Annotated in this window: 29 protein-coding genes; 10 read left to right on the forward strand and 19 right to left on the reverse strand. The window is 35.8% G+C overall.

Features of this window, described 5'->3' with window-relative positions:
* Positions 1 to 22: 22 nt before the first annotated feature.
* The 5 genes from H541_RS0100850 to H541_RS0100870 form a co-directional block, all read right to left on the reverse strand.
* On the reverse strand, positions 23 to 247 hold the full coding sequence (locus tag H541_RS0100850) for a DUF1797 family protein (protein ID WP_022795466.1): 225 nt from the start codon (positions 245 to 247) through the stop codon (positions 23 to 25).
* An 83-nt stretch (positions 248 to 330) separates the two neighbouring features.
* On the reverse strand, positions 331 to 1194 hold the full coding sequence (locus tag H541_RS0100855; RefSeq protein WP_022795467.1) for an NAD(P)-dependent oxidoreductase: 864 nt from the start codon (positions 1192 to 1194) through the stop codon (positions 331 to 333).
* Between the two features lie 52 nt (positions 1195 to 1246).
* Entirely contained in the window at positions 1247 to 2473 is a 1227-nt protein-coding gene (locus tag H541_RS0100860; protein ID WP_022795468.1) for a glycosyltransferase, read from the reverse strand.
* Between the two features lie 252 nt (positions 2474 to 2725).
* Positions 2726 to 4453, reverse strand: coding sequence for a phosphoenolpyruvate--protein phosphotransferase (ptsP, locus tag H541_RS0100865; RefSeq protein WP_022795469.1), 1728 nt, complete (start codon positions 4451 to 4453; stop codon positions 2726 to 2728).
* Entirely contained in the window at positions 4453 to 4719 is a 267-nt protein-coding gene (locus H541_RS0100870) for a phosphocarrier protein HPr (RefSeq protein WP_022795470.1), read from the reverse strand. Before H541_RS0100870 ends, ptsP begins: the two co-directional genes overlap by 1 nt.
* A 254-nt stretch (positions 4720 to 4973) precedes the next feature.
* On the opposite strand from H541_RS0100870, the gene H541_RS0100875 reads away from it, so the two are divergent.
* Complete coding sequence (locus H541_RS0100875) at positions 4974 to 5285, forward strand: DUF1827 family protein (RefSeq protein ID WP_022795471.1); 312 nt, start codon at positions 4974 to 4976, stop codon at positions 5283 to 5285.
* Between the two features lie 679 nt (positions 5286 to 5964).
* On the opposite strand, the gene H541_RS0100880 is transcribed toward H541_RS0100875, so the two are convergent.
* The 8 genes from H541_RS0100880 to H541_RS13575 form a co-directional block, all read right to left on the reverse strand.
* Positions 5965 to 6243, reverse strand: coding sequence for a PedC/BrcD family bacteriocin maturation disulfide isomerase (locus H541_RS0100880; RefSeq protein ID WP_205617792.1), 279 nt, complete (start codon positions 6241 to 6243; stop codon positions 5965 to 5967).
* Between the two features lie 318 nt (positions 6244 to 6561).
* The gene (locus H541_RS0100885) at positions 6562 to 6771 is read right to left on the reverse strand and encodes a Blp family class II bacteriocin (protein ID WP_022795473.1); all 210 of its coding nucleotides are present in this window, start codon (positions 6769 to 6771) and stop codon (positions 6562 to 6564) included.
* Between the two features lie 15 nt (positions 6772 to 6786).
* Positions 6787 to 7005, reverse strand: a complete 219-nt coding sequence (locus tag H541_RS0100890; protein WP_022795474.1) for a Blp family class II bacteriocin — start codon at positions 7003 to 7005, stop codon at positions 6787 to 6789.
* Positions 7006 to 7179: 174 nt separating this feature from the next.
* Positions 7180 to 7317, reverse strand: coding sequence for a hypothetical protein (locus tag H541_RS13110; protein ID WP_022795475.1), 138 nt, complete (start codon positions 7315 to 7317; stop codon positions 7180 to 7182).
* 320 nt (positions 7318 to 7637) lie between these two features.
* Positions 7638 to 8375 carry a LytR/AlgR family response regulator transcription factor gene (locus H541_RS0100900; RefSeq protein WP_022795476.1) on the reverse strand — a complete coding sequence of 246 codons (738 nt, stop codon included), beginning with the start codon at positions 8373 to 8375 and terminating at the stop codon, positions 7638 to 7640.
* A gap of 5 nt (positions 8376 to 8380) precedes the next feature.
* A complete protein-coding gene (locus H541_RS0100905) occupies positions 8381 to 9694 on the reverse strand; it encodes a sensor histidine kinase (RefSeq protein ID WP_022795477.1) in 1314 nt (437 codons plus the stop codon).
* Between the two features lie 91 nt (positions 9695 to 9785).
* Positions 9786 to 11384, reverse strand: coding sequence for a peptide cleavage/export ABC transporter (locus H541_RS12455; protein ID WP_276202751.1), 1599 nt, complete (start codon positions 11382 to 11384; stop codon positions 9786 to 9788).
* Positions 11385 to 11957, reverse strand: a complete 573-nt coding sequence (locus tag H541_RS13575; RefSeq protein WP_240470879.1) for a cysteine peptidase family C39 domain-containing protein — start codon at positions 11955 to 11957, stop codon at positions 11385 to 11387.
* 378 nt (positions 11958 to 12335) lie between these two features.
* Here H541_RS13575 and H541_RS0100920 point away from each other — a divergent pair, with 378 nt between their 5' ends.
* The 7 genes from H541_RS0100920 (at position 12336) to H541_RS0100960 (ending at position 15826) form a co-directional block, all read left to right on the forward strand.
* Positions 12336 to 12596 carry a hypothetical protein gene (locus H541_RS0100920; protein WP_022795478.1) on the forward strand — a complete coding sequence of 87 codons (261 nt, stop codon included), beginning with the start codon at positions 12336 to 12338 and terminating at the stop codon, positions 12594 to 12596.
* Positions 12597 to 12725: 129 nt separating this feature from the next.
* The gene (locus H541_RS11145) at positions 12726 to 12953 is read left to right on the forward strand and encodes a Blp family class II bacteriocin (RefSeq protein WP_022795479.1); all 228 of its coding nucleotides are present in this window, start codon (positions 12726 to 12728) and stop codon (positions 12951 to 12953) included.
* 21 nt (positions 12954 to 12974) lie between these two features.
* The gene (locus tag H541_RS0100930) at positions 12975 to 13172 is read left to right on the forward strand and encodes a Blp family class II bacteriocin (protein ID WP_022795480.1); all 198 of its coding nucleotides are present in this window, start codon (positions 12975 to 12977) and stop codon (positions 13170 to 13172) included.
* A 245-nt stretch (positions 13173 to 13417) separates the two neighbouring features.
* Entirely contained in the window at positions 13418 to 13603 is a 186-nt protein-coding gene (locus H541_RS0100940; RefSeq protein WP_022795482.1) for a leucocin A/sakacin P family class II bacteriocin, read from the forward strand.
* A complete protein-coding gene (locus H541_RS0100945; protein WP_022795483.1) occupies positions 13597 to 13914 on the forward strand; it encodes a bacteriocin immunity protein in 318 nt (105 codons plus the stop codon). The genes H541_RS0100940 and H541_RS0100945 overlap by 7 nt, the downstream gene beginning before the upstream one ends.
* A gap of 632 nt (positions 13915 to 14546) precedes the next feature.
* Entirely contained in the window at positions 14547 to 14765 is a 219-nt protein-coding gene (locus H541_RS0100955) for a hypothetical protein (RefSeq protein WP_022795484.1), read from the forward strand.
* A 35-nt stretch (positions 14766 to 14800) separates the two neighbouring features.
* Complete coding sequence (locus tag H541_RS0100960) at positions 14801 to 15826, forward strand: S41 family peptidase (protein WP_022795485.1); 1026 nt, start codon at positions 14801 to 14803, stop codon at positions 15824 to 15826.
* 480 nt (positions 15827 to 16306) lie between these two features.
* Here H541_RS0100960 and H541_RS13695 read toward each other — a convergent pair whose 3' ends face one another.
* The 6 genes from H541_RS13695 to H541_RS0101000 all read right to left on the reverse strand — a co-directional run bounded on the left by H541_RS13695 (position 16307) and on the right by H541_RS0101000 (position 19525).
* Entirely contained in the window at positions 16307 to 16441 is a 135-nt protein-coding gene (locus H541_RS13695) for a hypothetical protein (protein ID WP_022795486.1), read from the reverse strand.
* 335 nt (positions 16442 to 16776) lie between these two features.
* Positions 16777 to 16959: a Blp family class II bacteriocin gene (locus H541_RS0100975; RefSeq protein WP_022795488.1), complete on the reverse strand. Its 183-nt coding sequence runs from the start codon at positions 16957 to 16959 to the stop codon at positions 16777 to 16779.
* Between the two features lie 12 nt (positions 16960 to 16971).
* Positions 16972 to 17136 carry a hypothetical protein gene (locus H541_RS13115; protein ID WP_156831848.1) on the reverse strand — a complete coding sequence of 55 codons (165 nt, stop codon included), beginning with the start codon at positions 17134 to 17136 and terminating at the stop codon, positions 16972 to 16974.
* 274 nt (positions 17137 to 17410) lie between these two features.
* A complete protein-coding gene (locus H541_RS0100985) occupies positions 17411 to 17794 on the reverse strand; it encodes a hypothetical protein (protein ID WP_022795489.1) in 384 nt (127 codons plus the stop codon).
* Between the two features lie 64 nt (positions 17795 to 17858).
* On the reverse strand, positions 17859 to 18959 hold the full coding sequence (locus H541_RS0100990; RefSeq protein WP_240470880.1) for a replication initiation factor domain-containing protein: 1101 nt from the start codon (positions 18957 to 18959) through the stop codon (positions 17859 to 17861).
* A gap of 302 nt (positions 18960 to 19261) precedes the next feature.
* Complete coding sequence (locus H541_RS0101000) at positions 19262 to 19525, reverse strand: hypothetical protein (protein WP_010753425.1); 264 nt, start codon at positions 19523 to 19525, stop codon at positions 19262 to 19264.
* A 196-nt stretch (positions 19526 to 19721) separates the two neighbouring features.
* Between H541_RS0101000 and H541_RS0101005 the strand changes: the two genes are divergently transcribed.
* Complete coding sequence (locus H541_RS0101005) at positions 19722 to 20243, forward strand: helix-turn-helix domain-containing protein (RefSeq protein ID WP_022795492.1); 522 nt, start codon at positions 19722 to 19724, stop codon at positions 20241 to 20243.
* A gap of 51 nt (positions 20244 to 20294) precedes the next feature.
* Positions 20295 to 21440, forward strand: a complete 1146-nt coding sequence (locus H541_RS0101010; protein WP_022795493.1) for a site-specific integrase — start codon at positions 20295 to 20297, stop codon at positions 21438 to 21440.
* Positions 21441 to 21651 lie beyond the last annotated feature (211 nt).

Raw genomic sequence — 21651 nt, forward strand, 5'->3', positions numbered from 1 at the left:
TGGCTCTCCGTTCTATAATTGGTTAAAGAATTTCATATACTTCAATCGCAACGAGGTCAATATCATCGAATTGATAGGTTTGTTGATTCTTGAAATCTTCCAATTTAAACAAGTTTTCCTCTGGTTGATACGTAACAGCACAGACCTCTTCACCTAAGTGGGCAAAATGACGTGTCCGGTTCGGTTCATCAGCTACCATCGTTTTTTCGATTCGGCTGATAATTTCCTTTAATTTAGAGTTTGCCATATTCATCTCTCATTTCTAACCCTTATCGGGTAAAACTTCTGAATACACTATAGCAAAAAAAGCGACTCATTACCATCTAGACGTCACTGCCACCAGAGTTTGATTAATGCTTGGGTGCCGTCCATCCCGTAGCCTTCATCCACTAATTGACGATATAAGTCTCTAGCAACCTGAGTTGCTGGTAGTTCTAACCCCATTTTTTTTGCTTCATCAAGGGCAATCGTCAAGTCTTTCAAAAAGTGTTTTGCAAAGAATCCTGGGCTGTAATCATCCTTCAAGATTTGTGGTGCATAATGACTTAGCGACCAGTTCGCCGCAGCACCGCCTCCGACTGTTTTCAATACTTTTTCTAAATCAAGACCAGCTTTTTTGGCATAGACAAGCAATTCGACCATCCCTGTCATCGTTCCAGCAATCATGATTTGATTAGCCATTTTGGTGTGTTGCCCAGCCCCAGGTCCGCCTTGTAGTGTAATAGCACTTGAAAAAGGCTCTAAGACCGGCTCAACAGCTTTCAAATCTTCGCTGCTACCACCAATCATGACTGTTAAACGACCAGCTTGAGCACCTAGATCACCACCAGATACCGGCGCATCCATCCCATGTGCCCCTCGATCTGTCGCTGTCTGAGCAATTTTTTGTGCTAAAGTTGGGGTAGAAGTTGTTAAATCGATGAGATACTTGCCCGTCACATCAACTGAGAAAACACCTCGCTCGCCAAAATAAATAGTTTCGACATCCTTAGGAAAGCCAACAATAGATAATATCACATCGCTCTTCTCAGTCACTAAAGCTGGCGAATCCGCCCATATAGCGCCTCGTTCAACTAAGCTATCTGCTTTCTTTTTGGTTCGATTATAGACGATCACGTCAAAGCCGGCATCAAGAATATGTCCTGCCATTGATTTGCCCATCACACCCGTACCGATAAATCCAACTGTTGTCATTGATAGACCTCCTAATCATAGTATCTCTTACTCGTTGCTTTTTTCTGCCTCATCACTTTTTTTTGCGACCCGTTTGAATTAACTTTAAAAACAATTCTTTTTGAGCTTCTAACATACCCTCTTCGTGTTCTTCAAACCACTGATGATTGCGAATAGATTGTTGATAAACTTCAAGAACACTTTTTCCGAATTTCTCTACCGAGATAGATTCTCTAATAGCATCCCTAGCGTCATGATGTGTTTTCGCATATGCTAGATCTTCTGTAATATATTGGGCAACCGTCACGCCAAAGCTATCACTGAATTCGAACAATCTACCGCATTCACGAGCCGTCACAATCGTTTCTAGATAAGTATTCTTCTTAGCGATGACCGGTAACTCATTTGCAATTGCCTCGATATAAGTCAACCCCTGCGTTTCAGAATCTGAAGTGTTCACATATAAATCGCTAGCTTGATAATAGCGGTAAACCTCTTTGTTTGGAATCTCTAATGTGAATTGAACAACTGAAGTCAAGTGCTCATCAGCAACCATTTTCTGTAGACGGTCTCGATCTGGGCCATCGCCAACAACCAACAACTTAACCGATGGATGGATAGCTTGAATCGTTGGAAACTGACGGATAATGGTATCAATATTTTTCTCAGACGATAACCGACTTAACGATAACAAGACGATATCATCATCTGTATAGCCTAACTGAGTCCTTAACTCTTGACGTTTTTCAACATCATAAGCAGGTAAAGGAACTCCAGTCGGGATCACAAAAATTTGTTGTTTTACGCCGTAAGATTCTAATGTTTTTTTAGTAAGCTCACTCGGTACAATAACACCAAATGTACGATCACAGTAGAAGCGAGATAATTTACGAACGTGCTCTGGTTTCAACAATTTGCCTTGTGCGATGTAGTGTAAATAACGTTCATACATCGTGTGATAAGTATGGACTAATGGGATATCTAACTTATTAGCCACGTACCGTCCAATCAATCCCAAACTAAACTCCGTTTGTGTATGGACGATATCGAGTTGATATTCCTTAGCAATTTTAAGTGCTCGATTGGCACCAGAAATAGCCACACGCCGATCATGAAAAGCGACGAATGGAATGCTTGGCAAACGGATGACGTTCGTTTCATAAGTGGCATTGGGGTCTGTCGTGGTGAAAATGATAACACCATGCCCTAGCCGTTCTAGTTCGCTCTTCAACATACTGATTGAAGTAGCCACACCGCTGACCTGGGGAAAATAAGTATCAGTAAAAATGCCTATCTGCATAACATGGCCTACACTTTCCAAAAATGATAGTTATATTATAGCAAAATTGCCCTCTACATGGTACGACAAACCACTAAAATGGTGCTAAAGACTGAGAAGCCAGAGAAGTCGAGCAATTTCGAGACTTAAAACACCCTTGCAACTTCCAGTCGCTACCCACTTTGACGTAGAAACTATAAAAAAGAAAAAAGACTAGGAACGAATTCCTAGTCCTTTGATCTTTTAACATAAATGGTCGATTAATCGAGTCAATTAATCTAAATGACTCGTTGCTTTTTCAACTAGCGCAGTTACTTCTTCAACAGTTCCTTGTTCTAATGCTTTTGCAGCAAGTTCCTTCATATCAGAAGTATCAAGCTTGCTCATCAAACTACGTGTTTTCAAGACTGATGAAGCAGACATAGAGAACTCATCGAGGCCTAAGCCTACGAGTAATGGTACAGCAATTTGATCGCCAGCCATTTCACCACACATACCAGTCCATTTACCTTCTGCATGAGCAGAATCAATCACATGTTTGATCAATGTCAAAATAGCAGGATTGTATGGTTGATAGAGATAAGAAACTTGTTGATTCATGCGGTCAGCAGCCATCGTATATTGGATTAAGTCGTTTGTACCAATACTAAAGAAGTCAACTTCTTTTGCGAATTGGTGCGCTAAGACTGCGGCAGCAGGTATCTCAATCATGATTCCTACTTGAATGCCATCTGCTACTTCAATACCTTCATCTTTTAATTTTGCTTTTTCTTCCAAGAGAATCTTCTTCGCTTGGCGGAATTCATCAAGAGTTGCAATCATTGGGAACATGATTCGCAATTGTCCATGGACAGAAGCACGTAACAATGCCCGTAATTGTGTCCGGAACATCCCTTCATCATTCAAGCAAATACGAATAGCGCGGTAACCTAGGAATGGGTTCATTTCTTTTGGTAATTTCAAATAAGGTAATTCCTTATCGCCACCAATATCCATTGTTCTAACAACGACTGGTTTGCCATTCATTCCTTCTAGCACAGCTTTATAAGCATCATATTGTTCGTCTTCAGTTGGAAAGTTTTCTGAATCCATGTACAAGAACTCAGTCCGATATAATCCAACTGCTTCCGCACCATTGTTCAAAACACCATCTAAATCTTTTGGAGTCCCAATATTTGCAGCGAGTTCAAAATGAACACCGTCTTTGGTTTCAGTTTTTGCATCCACCAACTTAGCCCATTCAATTTGTTGTTTATGGAAGGCTTCACCTTTAGCTTTGAAAGACTTAACTGTTTTTTCATCAGGATCAACAATAACTTCTCCGTCTAATCCATCAATAATAACTAAGTCGCCTTTTTCAACATTATCGGTGATTGTCTTTGTACCAACAATTGCTGGAATTTCAAGTGAACGTGCCATAATAGCCGAGTGACTCGTCCGTCCACCAATATTAGTAACGAAACCCCTCACATATTTACGGTTTAATTGAGCTGTATCACTAGGTGTTAAATCATTAGCTACCACAACGACTTCTTCTTTAATCGTTGCAGGACTAGGCAATTCTACCCCTAATAAGTTTGCCAAAATACGTTTGGTCACATCGCGGATATCAGCCGCACGTTCTTGCATATAATGATTGTCAGTCATTGCTTCAAACATGCTAATAAAAGTATCAGTTACTTCTTTCAAAGCACTCTCAGCATTGACTTTTTCACTATCGATAGTTGTCTTAATCTGTCCAATCAATTCAGGGTCAATAGCGACCATAAGATGTGCATCAAAAACCTTAGCTTCTTCTTCGCCAAGACTTTCAGCTGCTGTATCACGGATCACTTTGATTTGGTCTTGGGTTTTAGCCAAAGCCTCATCTAACCGTTTGCCCTCAGCTTTCGGATCTTGTCCTTCAACTTTTTTGAATGTTAGATCTGGTTCAGTCAACAAATAAGCTTTTGCGATTGCGACGCCATCACTGGCGGCTATCCCTGTTGTCTTAAATGTCATTACTCAGCCAATCCTTCGCTCTTCATAGTTTCTTCGATCCCAGCAATTGCTTCAGCTGCATCTTCGCCATCAGCAGTGATGACAACATGAGAACCTTGACCAACACCTAAAGACATAACGCCCATGACCGATTTCAAGTTAACGGCTTTACCCTTATACTCTAAATTGATGTCGCTTGAATATTTACTAGCTGTTTGCACCAATAAAGTCGCAGGACGAGCATGAATCCCTGTTTCTGCAATGATATCAAATTCGCGTTTTTCCATGTTGATAAACCCCTTCGTAAAAAGTATATTTTGTGAATGAGAACGTTATTATTACAACGTCCTTTCAGTTTATAACATTACCATTTTTTGAAGAAATAGACAACCTTTTACGTCTTAGTTCCGCCCACTAAGTGAAGTTTTTCATTTTTTTGGGTATTTTTAGATTTTTTTGAGTGTTCTTAGATCAAATCACATGATAATTTTTCAAAAAAAGCGTATAATAAAAAACAACATGGGTGGAGGAGTAACGCACTATGAAATTGATCGACATTACTAATAATCATCCCAAGCTTGTCAATGAACAGTTGTCTAACACGGACGCACAAATGGTAAAAGTTTATTCTTTAGGACAAACGACTGTTATCTACACAATCGCGCCAACACATAAAGATCTAGTGATCATTAATCCTAAAAGGCCGATTAGAGACAATGAGATTGACTACGTCTTACAACGGACAATCAAAGCACCACTTCAGTCATTGGAAGTTACCCACGTTGGTAATTTTGTGGAAATCACACAATCCTTGAAGAAAAAACGACCAACATTTGTGCCGAGATTTTCATAGCCTATCGCTTTAAAATATGACTCTAATTTATCGTTTTAATTTGTAGTTGTTTAGCGTTTTAGCTATTTTATATTTTTATAAGGAATAAAGGAGTTTCAGAGTAGCGTTTGCTACTCTGAAACTCCTTTTTCCATTATCAGTTCTAATCTTATTTTATTCTTACTCTTTTGATCTAATCGTATAATTCTTTTTAAATAACCTTTAAACGGTGTTCAAAAAGCAGCCTCTTCATCCATGAATGTTTTCTGCGATGTAGTAGACATCAACCTATGGAATATCAATATTTTTAGAAGCAGTGAGAACCTTCAAATATCACTAGATAGAACTAAAAATCAAAAGAATGGCATTCAAATTGGCATTCAAAATTGGGGCACATAGGAAAGTAATATAGAGCAATTTTAGTTCCAACACTTTCAAAGAGACTTCATTTACCTGAAGTGTTCAAAGAATTAGGCATTAATAATGATTTCAATACTTAAACCTCATGTAGTGAACATTTTCGTAAAGATATATGTGCCAGTCAATATGCAGATGTCTGAGCTTTTCAGATATACGGATTAATTATTTATTTTAATCTTTTCGAAAAAGTACCATTTTTCAGAATAAATTGAGGACGAGATATTAATCTCATCCTCTACCGATTAAATTGTATTTTGATTCTTAATTGTACTGATTCGAATTAGTAATTAAAAGACTTAAGATCAGCTAATGTAGTGTTTGATCCAATAAACCCATTTACTGGAATTTGATGGTCGACTCTAATAAATGTTGGAGTATATTGAAGCCCAACTTTTTCACTAAAGAATGATAGTATCAATTGTTTGTCTTCAATTGATAACGTATCACCATAAGGTTTTTCTATATTGACATAATAGATTGGCAATTTACTGATCTCTTTGAATTCTGGCAACATTTTTGAAACCTCTCGGCAGTAAGGGCATTCTTTACAGCCAACCAAGATTCAATATGAATCATCACTTTTCAGTAGATTAATCAGTTCAGAATCATTTACTTCCTTAAATCTTTAAAGATTGTTATAGGCCTTCAATTTTATTTTTAGTCTACTTTAATTATAGATAAATTTTCATAGAGTTATTCTTTTGAACCTGTTGATCTTGAATTCCATAAAATAAAAATATTTACTAATATAACAATGCTTAAAAATAGAAATTTCGATAACAATTTTTCGCCATTCCATATTTTAGAAAAAATGACAAACATTACTATATTAGTTATTGAAATAAACCAGTCTTGAACTTTTATTCTCAAAATTTTCTTAGGCACCTGTCCATGCACCGAAACCAGCTCCTAGCAAAGCACCACCAACTCCACAAGCAGCCATTGCATATGGACCACCAGCCGAACATATTTTTACACCTGCAGTTGCTCCAGATAAAGTAGTACCTAAAATCCCTACTGCGCTACCTCCCGTAATTGCTTTTAATTCCTGAGTAGAAAGAGAAACTGTGTATGCTTTTTCATTCATAGTCAAAACACTCCTTTATTTTTTTGCATCCCAACCAGCGGCAGCACCACCGGCTACAGCACCATACAGTCCACCAACAACACCACAAGCAGGTCCACAAATTGCAGTTCCTAAACCTGCACCTCCAGCAGCACCCGTAGCTAATCCACCAACAACTTGTCCTAATTTACTCCAAGCACTACCCCCAATTACTTTTTTGGTATCTTCAATTGACAATACTTTTACTTTTTCCATTTAAAAAACCTCCAATTTATTATTTTCACAAGAAAAATGTTGCATAGTGTACATTACAAAAAAATAGTTTTATCATGAATTATCTAAAACCAATCTAAAAAAATACAAGAATGATAATAATAGTATCAAGTAATTAAACTCTCAAATTACAGATCAAATCATGAATGTTACGGTCTATTTAAAGTAGTCTTTCACTTTATTAAACAGATCTTGTACTGCATTTTTCCCTCCCGAAAATATTGACCCACCACTTGGTGCTCCCCCTCTGATAGCTTTTGTTTCTTGCTTCGTAAGATTCTTCTTATTCAACATGTAATCACTCCTTTTAATTAGTAACTAAAGTATATGTCTCACCATTTAAGAAGTGATTGATTTGTCATAACATCGTATTTTTTTATCTCAAAATCTAAATTAAGTGAGACGAATATATTAAAAAAATGAAACTAATTTGAATCTAGTCACTATAACAAAATTGAACTCTTACGATAGGCACAAGTATGTCAAACTCGTTTTGTGCACCACAATTTTTACATCTTTGTAATTCATATGACTGAAAAATGCAAAAAAGCATCTAAAAATTCACCGAATATATCTGTGAGATTTTTAGATGCACACTGATAAAGCTTAATGAACTAATTATGAAACAAGTTTTTCAATAGCTTCGTTTTAACAAGTGGGAAATTACATGAGTATTCTTCTGGAAATGTTATAGTGCGAGATTTGTAATCAATTGATTTTATTTGTTGTGGATTGATTAAAAATGATTTGTGTACACGAAGCAATTCAGGATACTCATCTGTTAAATCATCCATCTTTCCATAAAATTCATACATAATATTCTCACCATATAGAATTAATTTATGGGGTGTTGGAGAAGTTTCGATGAAATAAATAGTCGAGATATCTACTCTGATACTTCTTGAACCCATGAAAAATGATAAATGTCGTTGGTTAGGTAAACGATCAATGAAAGTTTGTTGGTGACAACTATTTAGTACTTTTTGAATTTGATTTTTTTCAGTCTGACTATCCTTCACAATATAGTTTAATGGTGATATCTGTCTTTCTAGGGTCTTTATTGCTAGTTCCTGATGTGAAGTAATAAAGACAATTTGTGCGAACTCGTTATCTTTTCTAATTTGTTGAGCAATATCGATGCCATCAAGATGCATACCGAGATCAATATCCAAAAAGAATAAACAATTGGTAATACTATTTCTTTTCAGATAGAGAAAAATATCATCCGGATCTGTAGTTGCAAAAATAAGCTCCATATCATAGTTGTTGATCATAATCCAGTTTTCAATCACAGACTTATAGTATTGAACTAATGCTGAATCATCATCACATAAGAAAATTGGCAAAGCCATACTAATCACGCTTTCTTTATATTTAGAGTAGAAATAAATAGCTGATCAGCGGCGTAGTGCGTAATATCAGCTTGTTTTGTTGTTGATAATATTTCATTTAGGTTGTTTAATCCTAGACCTCTACCTGGACCCTTACTACTAAATCCTTTTTTATTCATTAAAACTAAAGAAGGTAACTTTCCTTTGTATGAATTCTCGATAGAAATTTCTATCATATCAATATTTGCAATTACTAAAACATTTAATATTTTATCAGACGATTCTTTCGCGGCCTCTATTGCATTGTCCATGAGTATTCCAACTATCCGAACTAGTTTTACTTCTTCTAGATTAAAATTACTTATTGGTTTTAGGCATTCAAAATGCACGATAATATTTTCTTGTTCTGCTTGCAATAGTTTAGTAACCATAAGAGACTTAAAAGATTGAACTTGAATGTTACCAATTTCAGAAAAACGCATAACGTTATTGTCAATCATCTGATGTGAGTAATCTAACATCTCAGCCAAATATTCACGATTTATTTCATTCACTTCTTTTGATGCATTTAAACCAATTAAAAGGTTCTTATAATCATGACGGAATTTTCTTAACTCTTGATAGTTTCTTTCTACATCGCTAGTGTAGCTATTCATCATTTCCATCTTTTCTTTTAAATTTTCAAGCTCCCTTTTTTCTTGATTCTTTTTTATTGAGAGATAGGTAAAATAAATTGTTAGTGAAAACTGAGCAATAAGAAATCCAAGCATTATTAGGCTAAAAATACCCAGAGCTTGCATTTCTCTTAAAACTTCACTAAATAAAACTATTATGATGACTAATATAGCTAGTTGCATAGTAAAAATTTTATTTTCTTCCAATGAGAAGGATTGTCTTAATATTTTGTGCTGAATTATTATTGCAATTCCTAGCGAAAACAGCCAATTCATTGTAATCACAGCAACAACTACTAAAGCTCCTCGATTATTTAATACATCCATTTTAAGACTAAAAATGAATCTAGCTAAATTAGAAGTAAGAAAAGGAATGATCCAATAGATCAATACTGAAAGGAGTATCCCAAAAAGATCACTGCTAAGAATGCGTATATCATTTCTTTTCCATCTATATAAACAAAATAAAATTATTGAGAGCATGACCGCAAGTACTCCTACCAGTGCATCCATCATTGAAATTAATGTAAGAGGTATTATTAGTAACAATATGCCTATAAAAAATAATTTGGACCTTATGTTGGTCAATAAGTGTATCAATATAAATAGTAAAAGAAGATCAAAGAACTCTATTAAAAAGTAAGAAAGAGAATCTAGCAATACCATAAAAACACTCCTAATTCTGATAGTGCTCTAATTATAGCAAGAATCATATAAAATAGGCAGTGTAGTAACAGACCTTTATTTTCATCATTTTTTATGCGGTTGTCATCATTTCCCAGAGTTCTTCATATGTTTGATTTAGTGTTCTCAATTGTTGATGCGTACCAGATTCGACTAGTTGTCCATTATCTAAAACAAATACTTGATCACAATCTTTAGCTATAGATAAATGATGTGCTATGAATAGAATAGTTTTATTCTCCATATTCATTAAATTTTGAATGATACGGTGCTCTAAACGAGTATCTAATCCACTAGTTGCCTCATCGAGTATCAGAATATCTGAATTCTTTAGTAAAGCTCTTGCAATAGCTAATCGCTGTTTTTGACCACCGGAGAGATTACTAGCCCCTTCTTCTATCGGGGATTGGAATTTAAGGGGCAATCTTTCAATGTATTCTTTTATTTGAGCCATTTCACATGCCCAAAGAATCTGTTCCTCCGTGGGTTGATAGTCTAAACCAAAAATCAGGTTTTCAAAGATGCTGCCACTAAAAAAGAAACTTTCCTGTGACACATATCCAATCATATTTCTTAAACCGATCTTTGAGATATCTTGAATAGAAATACCTTGAATACGTATGGTCCCCTTTTCAGCACTATAAAAGTTCATGAGTAATTTGGCTAACGTTGATTTACCAGATCCACTCATCCCAACGATTGCTACTTTTTCATTTGATTTAATTGAAAAGGAAAAATCATTTAGAACATTTTCATCGAATCCATAGGCAAAAGATAAGTCCTTTACTTCGATTAATGGCTCTTTTGTAAACAATTCAATATTATTCATTTGTTGACTGGTTGCCTCACCTATAAATTCCCGTTCCAGAAAGAAAACCTCGTTTAATCGATCATTAGCTACTTTTGCTGTTTGAATCTTTACCTGAAGATTAATGATATTTTGCAAAGGTGTTGTGAAGAAAGACATCAGGGTATTATAAGTAATCAATTGTCCAATAGACAAGCTCCCCTCGATTACTAAGTACGTACCAACCCACAATAACGTGGTAGAACCAATTATTTGAAGCGCCGTTTTTAAATTCGATTGTAGATTATCAAGATTCGCATTTTTGAATGATTTATCCATCATCTCTTTGAATTGACTCTGAACTTTCTCAAATACTTGATCTGTCGCATTAAAGGACTTTATTGTCTCTATCCCTTTCAAGCTTTCAATAATCTGAGAATTGACTACTGCACCAGATTCCATTTGCTCTTCATTTGTTTGATCAAATGGTTTCATGAATAGAAAGACGATTAAGCCGTAAATTGGAAGTGTACTAAAACTAATTAAAAACAAAAGACGATTTTGTAAAAATAAAGCAGTTCCAATAATTACAACCATGGACACATCTAAAAATAAAGAAAGTGTCGCATTCGCCAAGGCATCGATGATTTTATTGGCATCTAAAAATCTTGAGACAATCTCCCCTGATTTTCTTGTTGAAAAGAAGTTCATTGGTAAATTCAAAACATGATTGAAATACTTCAGCATAATCGAAGAACTTAGCTGTTGTCCTAACCTAATTAAAAGATACTGTTTAAAATACTGGAATAGTGTTTGTATCACATACATTGACAAAAGACCTATTGAGATGATTTCTAATAAGTTAACAGATCTTGAAGGTACAATTCAATCAATTATCACTTGAAAGTAATAAGAACCTATGATGCCAAACACAGTTAATATAAAAGAAAGAAGTACAATACCGGCAATTGTCTTCTTATGACTTGCCAATAACGGAACAAAAGAGAATAAACCATTGGATCTATCTTGTGTGGGATGATAATTCTCAGTAGGAGTAGTAGTTAATAAGATTCCTGTCCATATAGAAGAAAATTCTTCTGGCGTTCGTTCAATTTTTCCTTTAGCCGGATCAGCCAGAAGCAACTTCCCATTTTTCATTCCATAAACGACAACGTAATGGAAGAATGCTCCATCAATGATTACGTGAGCAATCAATGGATAGGTCACGCATTCTTCCTTCCAAATTGATTCATCAGTTTGAAAAACCTGCGTTTGAAATTGGAAATCATTTAATGTTTGGACTAATCCAAAGGCTGAGGTACCTTGGCTGTTTGTCCCTGACATTAAACGTAATTTACTGATAGGAACGCTCGTATCATAAAAATTTAGGATCATAGAAAGACAGGCAACACCACAATCTTTTTCATCATGTTGCTTAATCAATTTTATTTTTCTCATTGTACTTACACCTTCTCTAGCACTTAATATGGTGTAAATATACTTGTATTCATAGAATATTATTCCGAATTGTCCTGAAATCTCTCATTCATATCCTAAAGTGAATAGAACTGCAGCTGAAACGAAAATAAACAAAAATTACACTAAAAAGACACAGATGAATAGGGTCGTTTACATTTCAGTACAAAATATTATCATCTTGAGACAAATTAAATTAAAAATTCAATTCGAATGATATATTTTTCTCGTAATAAAAATTATATGGGAAGTTTTACTATGAAAAATGTTCAAAATTTAAGCAAAGAAGAATTGATACTTCTAGTCGGTGCAGGACAAGACTGGATTTCACAAAAATAAATCTTTATAAGGAGGATGACTATGCCGAAGAACGAAAAAAAGGATCTCTTTTTAACTGCTTCTATAGCGATAATTGGGTTGACAGCAATATACTTTTCAAATGCATTTTTGAATAGTTTAGCGATGTCGTTTTTATTAATCGGCATAATAGTCTTAACTACTCTACCAGTTCAAATCAGAAAAAAGAAACAGCGCAGATTAATTACGGATTATTTAAATAGAATCGATACTACTTTACAAAAAATATTTATGAAGCTACTCAAGTCACTCCGAACCAATTAAAAAATTATACTGTACTAGGAACTGGTATAGCATCTTCTAAGCTTTATACAATTGAAGAAATCATATCAAAGATGTAGATTTGAATACAATTTTCTCGTACCAAAAAATAAAAAATGGGGTGTGTTTGTTATGAAAATAGGGGAAAAATTATCAACTTTGGAAATGAAAGTCGTTCAAGGAGGTGGCTCTTTTAAGGATCTTATATATGCTATGGGTGGCGGAGCTGCCGGTGGTGCAGCGGTGGGAGCGGCAATTTGCGCACCAACAGTAGTTGGTTCTCCAGTATGTAGCGCTTTAGGAGCAATATACGGTGCAGTAGCTGGAGGATTTACAGCTGGGCTTGATTCAAAAAAATAAAAGTAGATTGAGACGAAAAAAATGAAATATGAAATATTAGAATTGCACAATTTAAAAGATATTACAGGTAGTGGAAAAGCTACTAATACATTAACCTGTGGCTTAAGTGGTGCTGCAACGGGCGTAAAGTGGTGTACTGCTGGAGGACCGTGGGCTATGGCTGGTTGTGGTGTAATTGGAGGAATTATTGGAGGAGTTATCGGCTATAATGCTCCTTAAAAAAGGCAATGAAATAAAAGAACGGATGGAACCAGTAGATATTTTTGTTCTAGTAATTACATTTAGCTTATTCTTCTTTATTTTAAAGCCATATAAAAATACAGGGTCGCTAACTATTAAGATAGTTATTTTAGCAGTTGTACTACTTTTAAATATTCATTCAATTACAAAGAAAAGCCCAAAATAGTATCGCTAGCTTAAAAGTGATATTTCAAATAATATAATTTGAAAAGAAGGAATAGAAAATGAAAAACGTGGAGAAAATCTCATTAGTAGAATTAAAAAAAGTAACCGGAGGAGCAACTTACTATGGTAATGGTCTATACTGTGATTCAAAGAAGTGCTGGGTTGAATGGGGAATTACTGGAGGCTGTCTAGCCCAGTACGCAATTGGAGGCTGGCTTGGTGGGGCGGTGCCAGGAAAATGTTAAATCAAAGGGAACGAGCAGCACAGAAAATTATTCATGATCTCTTCAACGATCTTGAAAAAAGCAAAGATAGCTCGTTTAAGGATATTCAAGATGTGTTAATGAAAGTCTATCAAAAACTTGACGATCCTAAGATTGAGCAGGCCCCACTGGTCAATCGGCTCGTGAATTACATTTCGTTTACTGCTGTTACAAAAAAGCTCAAGTTTTCCTCTATGCAAAATGAATGGATAATGGAGCTAAGTACCATTGGAAGGAAAGCCGGGTTGAATGGAGTTTACCGATCAGATTATGGTGATAAAAACCAATTTTAAATCATGGAAAAAGCAGTAGGTTAAAGAACTGAAGTGCCACCGAGCTCACAGTAGAAATTCATCCAATCTCTGATTTAGCTCCCTGCTTGACTGCCTACAGCTCTGCTAAAAAAACATACTCTCCTTTCCCATCCAGGTATTCTTGAACAATTTCCAATTTGAATTCAAAACTATATTTAGACATAAAAATACCGACCCCAAAAGCCTAGATTTTTGGTCTAACTTTTGGGGGGCGGTTCAAATTATCTATTTTTTTATTTTTAGGAAATAATTGGAAAAACGAATTGATAAAATAAATAAGATATAACTTGCGACGAACTGTAATTTCAAAAAATCACTACTTTTAGTGGTAGAAAAAAGTACGATGTCTTTTTCGATTATTTTCATCAATTACTATATTTCAAAGTAGATTTTAACTCATATACGTTCTCTCACATATCGTAGATTTTCAGAGGTTTTATTTGATTCTAAAGAAACAATCAAGTTGCTAATCTATCACGACAATTTAGAAAAGAACCACTTTTTACGTTTTAGGATAGTTTTTTTTTGTCTTGAGATAAAAAAACAAATAGAAAAGAAATCAGTAGTATCTTGTATATGTAACATAAATCTTTTTGAGAGGGAGTTTTATTATGCAAAACTTGAAAGAACTAAGTCATTTGAAATTGACTAAAATCAGTGGGGGTGGAGTTACACCTCCCAAAGGTGCCTTTTTTAATCCCGATGGGAAAACTAATCCTTACGATATGGCATTAGGTGGCACTACCTATCCCCATCAAGGCGCCTGCCCAATTGATTCCGATACACTTGGTTACATCGGTGGCGGTCAGAACCTTTGTCGTAAAAGATAGAATCATCTGTTTAATTTATCTGTAGGAGCAGCATTATGCGTATCAAAAAATATCTAAGTTTTATCAGCGGTATCGGGATCATTATTTTTGGTTCTCTTTCTCTATTTTGGATACATCCGAAATCAATTGATTCCCGTGGATATGAAATTTTTTCTACTCTATCACAATACGAAATTATCAACGATCAACCCACATGGAAAACTATTTCAAAACTAACTAGTTACGGGAAAAAAATAAATAATGTAGATGATTGGAATGGGTTGCTTTATAGTATCAATAAACATAGCTCTTTAGTGAAAATTACTTCTGATGAAGAGTTTCAAACATTCGAAAATAGTAATTTCCCTACAATCTCAAAATATAAAAACTTGACAATCATCAATATTCCAAGTGCATACAGTCCAGACGATAAGAACTTTTTAGAAGATTATGCTTCTACACTTGCTAAACTGATTAATCACGTATCAGGAAATATTGTTTTAAATCTATCTAATAATCACGGAGGCGCTCGAGAACCAATGATTCTTGGTACCAGTTCTTTGATTCCTGATGGTGTACTTTTTAACGAAATAGACAACCACAGAAATAGATACCCTGTATTATTAAAAAATGCTCAACTACTCGGAGGTATTCCTGGCACTATCAATACGTTATCTACATCTTGGCTTCCTTCACAACAAGAAAAAATCTTAAATCAAAAAGTCGCTGTTATAACAAATGATAAAACTTCCAGCGCAGCAGAAAGCCTTATACTAGCACTACGAAATAATCCTAACGTAAGAGTTTTTGGCCTCCCATCCGCCGGTTATACTTCAGTTAATATGAATCGCTTTTTTTCTAATCATAACTCAAAGGAGCTTTGGTGGCTTATTTACACCGTAGGGTATTATGAAGTTAACTTCCCAATAAATGGACAGTGTATTTTTAATAACCAACCCATTCCTCCAGATTATAAGGTCGATTTTTCATTACTAAAGGATAGTGATCAAGATCTTCTATCTTCTCAAGGAACAGATAACTTGTTAGAAACTATTAATAATTGGTTTGTTTCCGACTCCTGATGTATCTGTAGATCCAAAACAAAGATTTTCTATATTAAAATCAAAAACAAGGGTCAGAATCCCTATTTGAAAAGATAGAGGGTTGCATGCTCCTTGTTTCTTTATGGTTTAAAAGATAGAGTCTAAGGAGTTTTCTTTTTTATTTACCCAAATAGTTTGTTCTATACAATATTTTCCTAGCTTCTCGTAAGGGAAAAATGAAGAATTTTTTAGGCTCTCCAATCATTTGGATTATTTTTCAATTGATTCTTATCATCTTAATCCGATTGATTCCCATTCAACCTAGCATTTCTTCCAATAATCTCTAGTACAACAATACATTTAATTTGCTTGGTAGTAATTTAGCCTTAATTCTTTTGTCATGTACCTCACAAATGGAGATAAATTAGCTTAAGGCTAGACAATACCCAAATAGAGCCACCACCATTATTTTAGTAATGACTCTATATTATTTTACTTTTAACATTTATTCATTTGTAGTTACTTTTTTATTGATTGCTGTTGTTCATTTGTATCAATGACAGATTCTGCTGCAAAAACAGTTTGTGGCAGGTAAGCCGAGAAAATTGATACTACAATTAGTACACTTATTGCTGCTTTGACAATTTTTTTCAAAACGAACACCTTCAATTTTTTCAATTAATTGAATTATTAGCTAATAAATCGTTAAGAAAATAGAAATCTGCATCATAGAACGTCTCAATACAAATCCATGATGCAGATTAATTTCTCAAAAAATTTTAAGTTAGTAACAATTTGTCTTTATTCTGTTCTCTAAAATGTAAATGACATTATCTATCAAGTTAGAATACTCCAGAAAAATTCATAGATAATCAAAAAGATTGCTATGGCAACTGTTAAAATCAATTTCTTTTTCGAAGGTAAATCTTTCTTCTTTAGGTAGTTACCCAATGCAATTAAAGAGATTACAGCAGAGAAAACTAATGCTTTTACCATTGGTCCCAAATACTTCCAACAGCTCCCGTCAGACAACCGCCAGCAGCTCCACCAAGTCCACCTAGGGCACCACCAATTATTGCTCCTCCAACGCAAGAACCACCTACACTACCCCAGTTAATTTTTCCACCAATTACTTTTAACATTTCTGCTTGATTCAGTGTTTCTTTTTTCATTAATAGTTCCTCCTAATTTCCTAATAGTCCACCAATACATGCAGCAGAACCACCAATTACTCCAAAATGCGCTCCAACAAATGCTCCTGGAATAGCACCTAATCCAGCAGCTAATCCGCCACCAGCTGCACCAGCTACAGTTCCTGCCCCTATTCCTTTACCAATGTCTTTAGACAATCTTTTGAGCTATACCCTCCCATTAATCGTTTCAATTCTTGTTCGTTTAATTTTTGAAACTTTTGCATGATAAAACTCCCTTTCAAATAGATTTATGCTACATATACAAGGTACCACCAGTTTCTTCTTTGTTTGGGTATTTATCTCAAAACACTAAAAAACTGTCCTGAATCGAGAGAAGTAGCCTTTTCTAAATTGACATGATAGATTAGGCTGTTTAATGAGTTTTCAAAAATAAATTGATGGAGTCTTTGCTATTTATGAATATACATTTCTATTTCTGATTTCCTAACAATACAATCTTATCTGCCTTGTAATACATCGGGTGCCCAGGTCTACTTGGTTGTAAGTTCTCAAACCGGCATTTGACACTTTCACGTTTCATAATTTCGTCATTGTCAATCGGATGATCTAAGGTGTTGACGGTGACTTGCGTTGCTTTTTTACGGAACTGTCCTTCTAGGATGGTCACCGAATATTTGTACCCGATAATCTCATCGGTATAGAAGTTTCTTGGTTTGTTTTCGCGATCTAGAATAACTTGTCCGTTTTCATCAGTTCGGGTTTCGGTCGCAAATTTCGGAGTGACCTCATCTAGTTCAAAGGTTGGGCCAATGGCTCCGAAATCAAAATCATTAATACTTAACATTTTTGGCATCGTATATTCTTCCTTTCTTTGCTATACTTGGTTTAGAAAATTTTTTAACAGAGCGTTCGTTCACTTATTGGGAAGTGACGGACACTTTTTTTGTGCGTTCTTGAATAAGTGGAATTAAATCGGGACGTTGTTGTTCACTGACGTATTGAATCATGCGATCAGAAAGTTCGGGAGTCCATTCATAATTGGGGCGAATCTCTAACAAACTTGGGTCAATCCCGACCCCCTCATGATGCAAGAAAAAGAGTGCTTGGGTTAATGCCATGGGTCCACCGTATTCATACCAGTTCAAGGAACGGTCAAAGCTACTCACTTGATACTGTCGGGTAATAGTGGGAACTAGGCTTGGCTTTAGGTAGTCTTGCCACCAACGACAGACCTGCTTTAAGGAGCCGTCTGTGTAAAAGGTAAGCTCCGTTTGCAGAAACCCTCGAATTAAGTTTGCGACACATTGATCTTGCGGTAAAAAGGCAATTGTTCGAAAGAGACTTTCTGCAACATCATTTCGTGTCTCGATTTCCAACCGAATTTGGGGAGCCCGAGCCAGAATTTCCTCTTGTTTTGCTCCATCAAAATCTTTGGCCATTTCTTTGGCTTTGTCGTAGGCCCGAAACATACAAGCCGATCCTCGAACGCCGATACTAACCGTTTTTGCCCGTTGTTTGGCATCAAACTCACTGTCATGGAGTTGATAGCTTCGTCCTTTTGAAAGAAACTGTTTTCTCTTAACTTTGTTATGGATTTGATCCACCGTGAAATAGGGCACCTCATTGTAATCATCCAAGGCTAAATCCAGACGCTTGATTTCAAAGGTGAAGGCGGTTTGACTGGCATACTCGTAAAACCGGGTAGCAAGTTCTTGAAAGACATTCGCTTTTGCGTTATACGAAAGCATAATCCATTCATAAGTGGTACAGGCTTGCCCACTTAAGACAAGGGTTCCGCGTTCTTTGGCCTTTTCTGGCTGGTGATAGGTGTAGTATTTGAGAAAGCCACAGGTGTAGACAATATCGTATTCTTCATGTTTTAAACTGCCTGCTTGAATCGAGACGGATTCTAAACTGATTTTTAACAAGTCTTGAAAGACCGTCTGGTAACTGACTTGATGCAAGACGGCTTGAAACCAGTCTACTTTTCCTAGTACATTCTGGGTACTTTTGGTCATTTGGTCACCTCCTTTAAAATTTGCGATGGTTCGCAAATCATTTTTGTTGTGAAAAAGCTTGGTAGTATCGGCTTTTTTCGCATTTTTCCGGTAGTTATTAGCCATTATTTTTCTCTTTATATGGTGCTATTAGAAAGGCACCTTATCCTAAGCCGGTGTCTGGTGTTCGCAAAAGACCCGTGCGTTCCACGCTTCCGTAAGCCTCGCCTGCTGATTGGCTTTCAGCCATCCCAGTCGAGGCAACGGCTGCGGCAACCACCCCAACCCGACACCGGCTCCTTTCCTTGGCCCCACACCTTTGTTTAGTTTTGATAGGTTAATAACCATCTTCTCACCGCTTGAATGCTGTATAAAACCATACCTGAGTCCAATCGAATTTCTGGACAGCCCTGAAGAACCCATTCTTTCAATGTATTAACACTCACATCGAAATGCGCCGCACAGTATTTTTGTTTGACGATATCCTGTTGGGTTTGTGTTTCTTCCAAGCGGGTTTCTAACAGGGCAAAGAATTGATTGGTCTGATCTTTTTGCCAATCCAGGAGCGCTTGTTCCAATACCGACATCCTTTTCACCTCCTTATATTTTCTTTTTAAAACTAAAAGAACTATAAATAAATAAAATAGTATCTTTTCGTACACTCTACCGCTATTCAAAATAGATGTCAAGTATATTTAAAAAGTTTACTTGAAATACTATTTAGTTTATTTTTTGCTTGAATTTTTTAGGGAAAGCGCTTATGATAGAGCCGAGGTGAGGAAAATGATAGAAAACTTTGGCGGCAATGTCGCACGTTTACGAAAAGAAATGGGACTTTCCCAAACGGAATTCGCCGAAAAGATTGGTGTACAAAAACAAACCATCTCCAATATCGAACGGGGAATCCGTTACCCGACCTTTGAGAGCTTGGAAAAATTTGCGACGGTCTTTCATGCGACACCGATTCAGCTCTTTGGTTCACCAAAAGAGATTGCGGTCTCCGAAACAACGGTTATTCTCGATCGCATTGACGAATACGATCAAAAAGTCCAAAACTTGTTTACTTTGGCGAAAATTTTGAATAGCCATACAGTGAAAGAAATAGATGAGGTAGCAGAAAAGCTAGCCTTTATTGAACGTTTCTTCACCCCACAAATGCGTTTGGATGAAGACGGAAATCCGATTTTGGATCGTCATGGGAAGCCAGAGATGAAACCAGTCTTCTTTGACAACTTACCATTTGAGGAAATTGAAAAAACTGCAAAAGACTTAGCCTTCATTCAAGAAGCTCAACAGAACAAGTAACGAAAGTTCATTCCTTTCCTATGTGCCCCACACAATAGGAGGAAAATTAAAATGGCTAATTTTGATCAATATGAAAAAAAGAACGGAGATAAAGCATGGAAATTCCAAGCTTATCTGGGAACTGACAAAGTAACAGGTAAACCCATTAAAACCACTCGAAGAAATTTTAAAACAAAAAAAGAAGCCCAACTTGCTTTAGCTAAATTGCAAGTGGACTTTGAACAAAAAGGTCTCGAAAAAGATGGAAATGAGACTTTTCAACAAGTTTATGATTTGTGGCTAGACACTTATAAAACTACTGTAAAAGAAGTAACCTTCATGAAAACCGAAATTAAGTTTCGAAAATGGATTCTACCAAAATATGGTGATCTAAGAGTGAATAAAGTGACTGTACGGATGGCACAAGAAATCATTAATCAGTGGGCAAAAGAAACAGATCAGTACCGAATACTGCATTCAACTGCAAAAAGAGTATTTGAATATGCGATAAATCTTGGCATTATAACAAACAATCCATTGTCACATATTATGATGCCAAAACGTGAAAAGCGAATAACCACAGAAAAGGTTAAAGCCTACACCAAGGAAGAAGTAAAAAAAATTTCTGAGTATCTTCAATCAAAGAGTGGGACATACCGTTCTGAATATGATAAGACACTTATGCGATTCCTATTTTACACAGGTTGTCGAATCAGCGAGGCTCTTGCCTTAAACTGGAATGACATCAACTTCGATGAAAAAACAGTCACTATCAACAAAACTCTCAGTCAAACAAAACATGGCTATAAGGTCTCTTCACCGAAAACAGATACCAGCACAGCCACAATTTCAGTTGATGATGTTACCTTATCTTTCCTAAAAAAATGGCAATTAAATCAAAAAGAATTTATGTTGCACATTGGATTAACCAATCCTGAAATGATTTTTTGCGGTATTTATAAACAAATCGTAACTCATCATGCTATCTATGTACGGTTACAAACAATTACCGAAAAAGCTGGAGTTCCCTTTCTAGGTATCCATGTGACAAGGCATACACATGCTAGCCTTCTTCTAGACGCTGGTGCATCATTAAAGGACGTACAAGATCGACTAAGACATGCTTCAATCAAAATTACAATGGATACTTATGGTCATCTAAGTAAAGAGACAAAAATCCAAACTGTTGATAAATTTGTTCAACATCTTAATGCTTGATAATCTAATGGCATTCAATTTGGCATTCAAAAAGAAGAAAAAGAGCAGAATCCCTATATACTAAGGATTCTGCCCTTTAAAAATCTTATTCTTCTTCTTCAGACATAAGTCAATCTCGCTAAGAATTAAAAATTCCCAGGCTAGCATGCCTTATGGCTCGAAGCTAAGCGCTACTAGAACTACCTCTTTAAACGGTGTTCAAAAAGCAGCT

Source organism: Bavariicoccus seileri WCC 4188, from assembly GCF_000421665.1.
Taxonomy (GTDB): Bacteria; Bacillota; Bacilli; order Lactobacillales; family Aerococcaceae; genus Bavariicoccus; species Bavariicoccus seileri.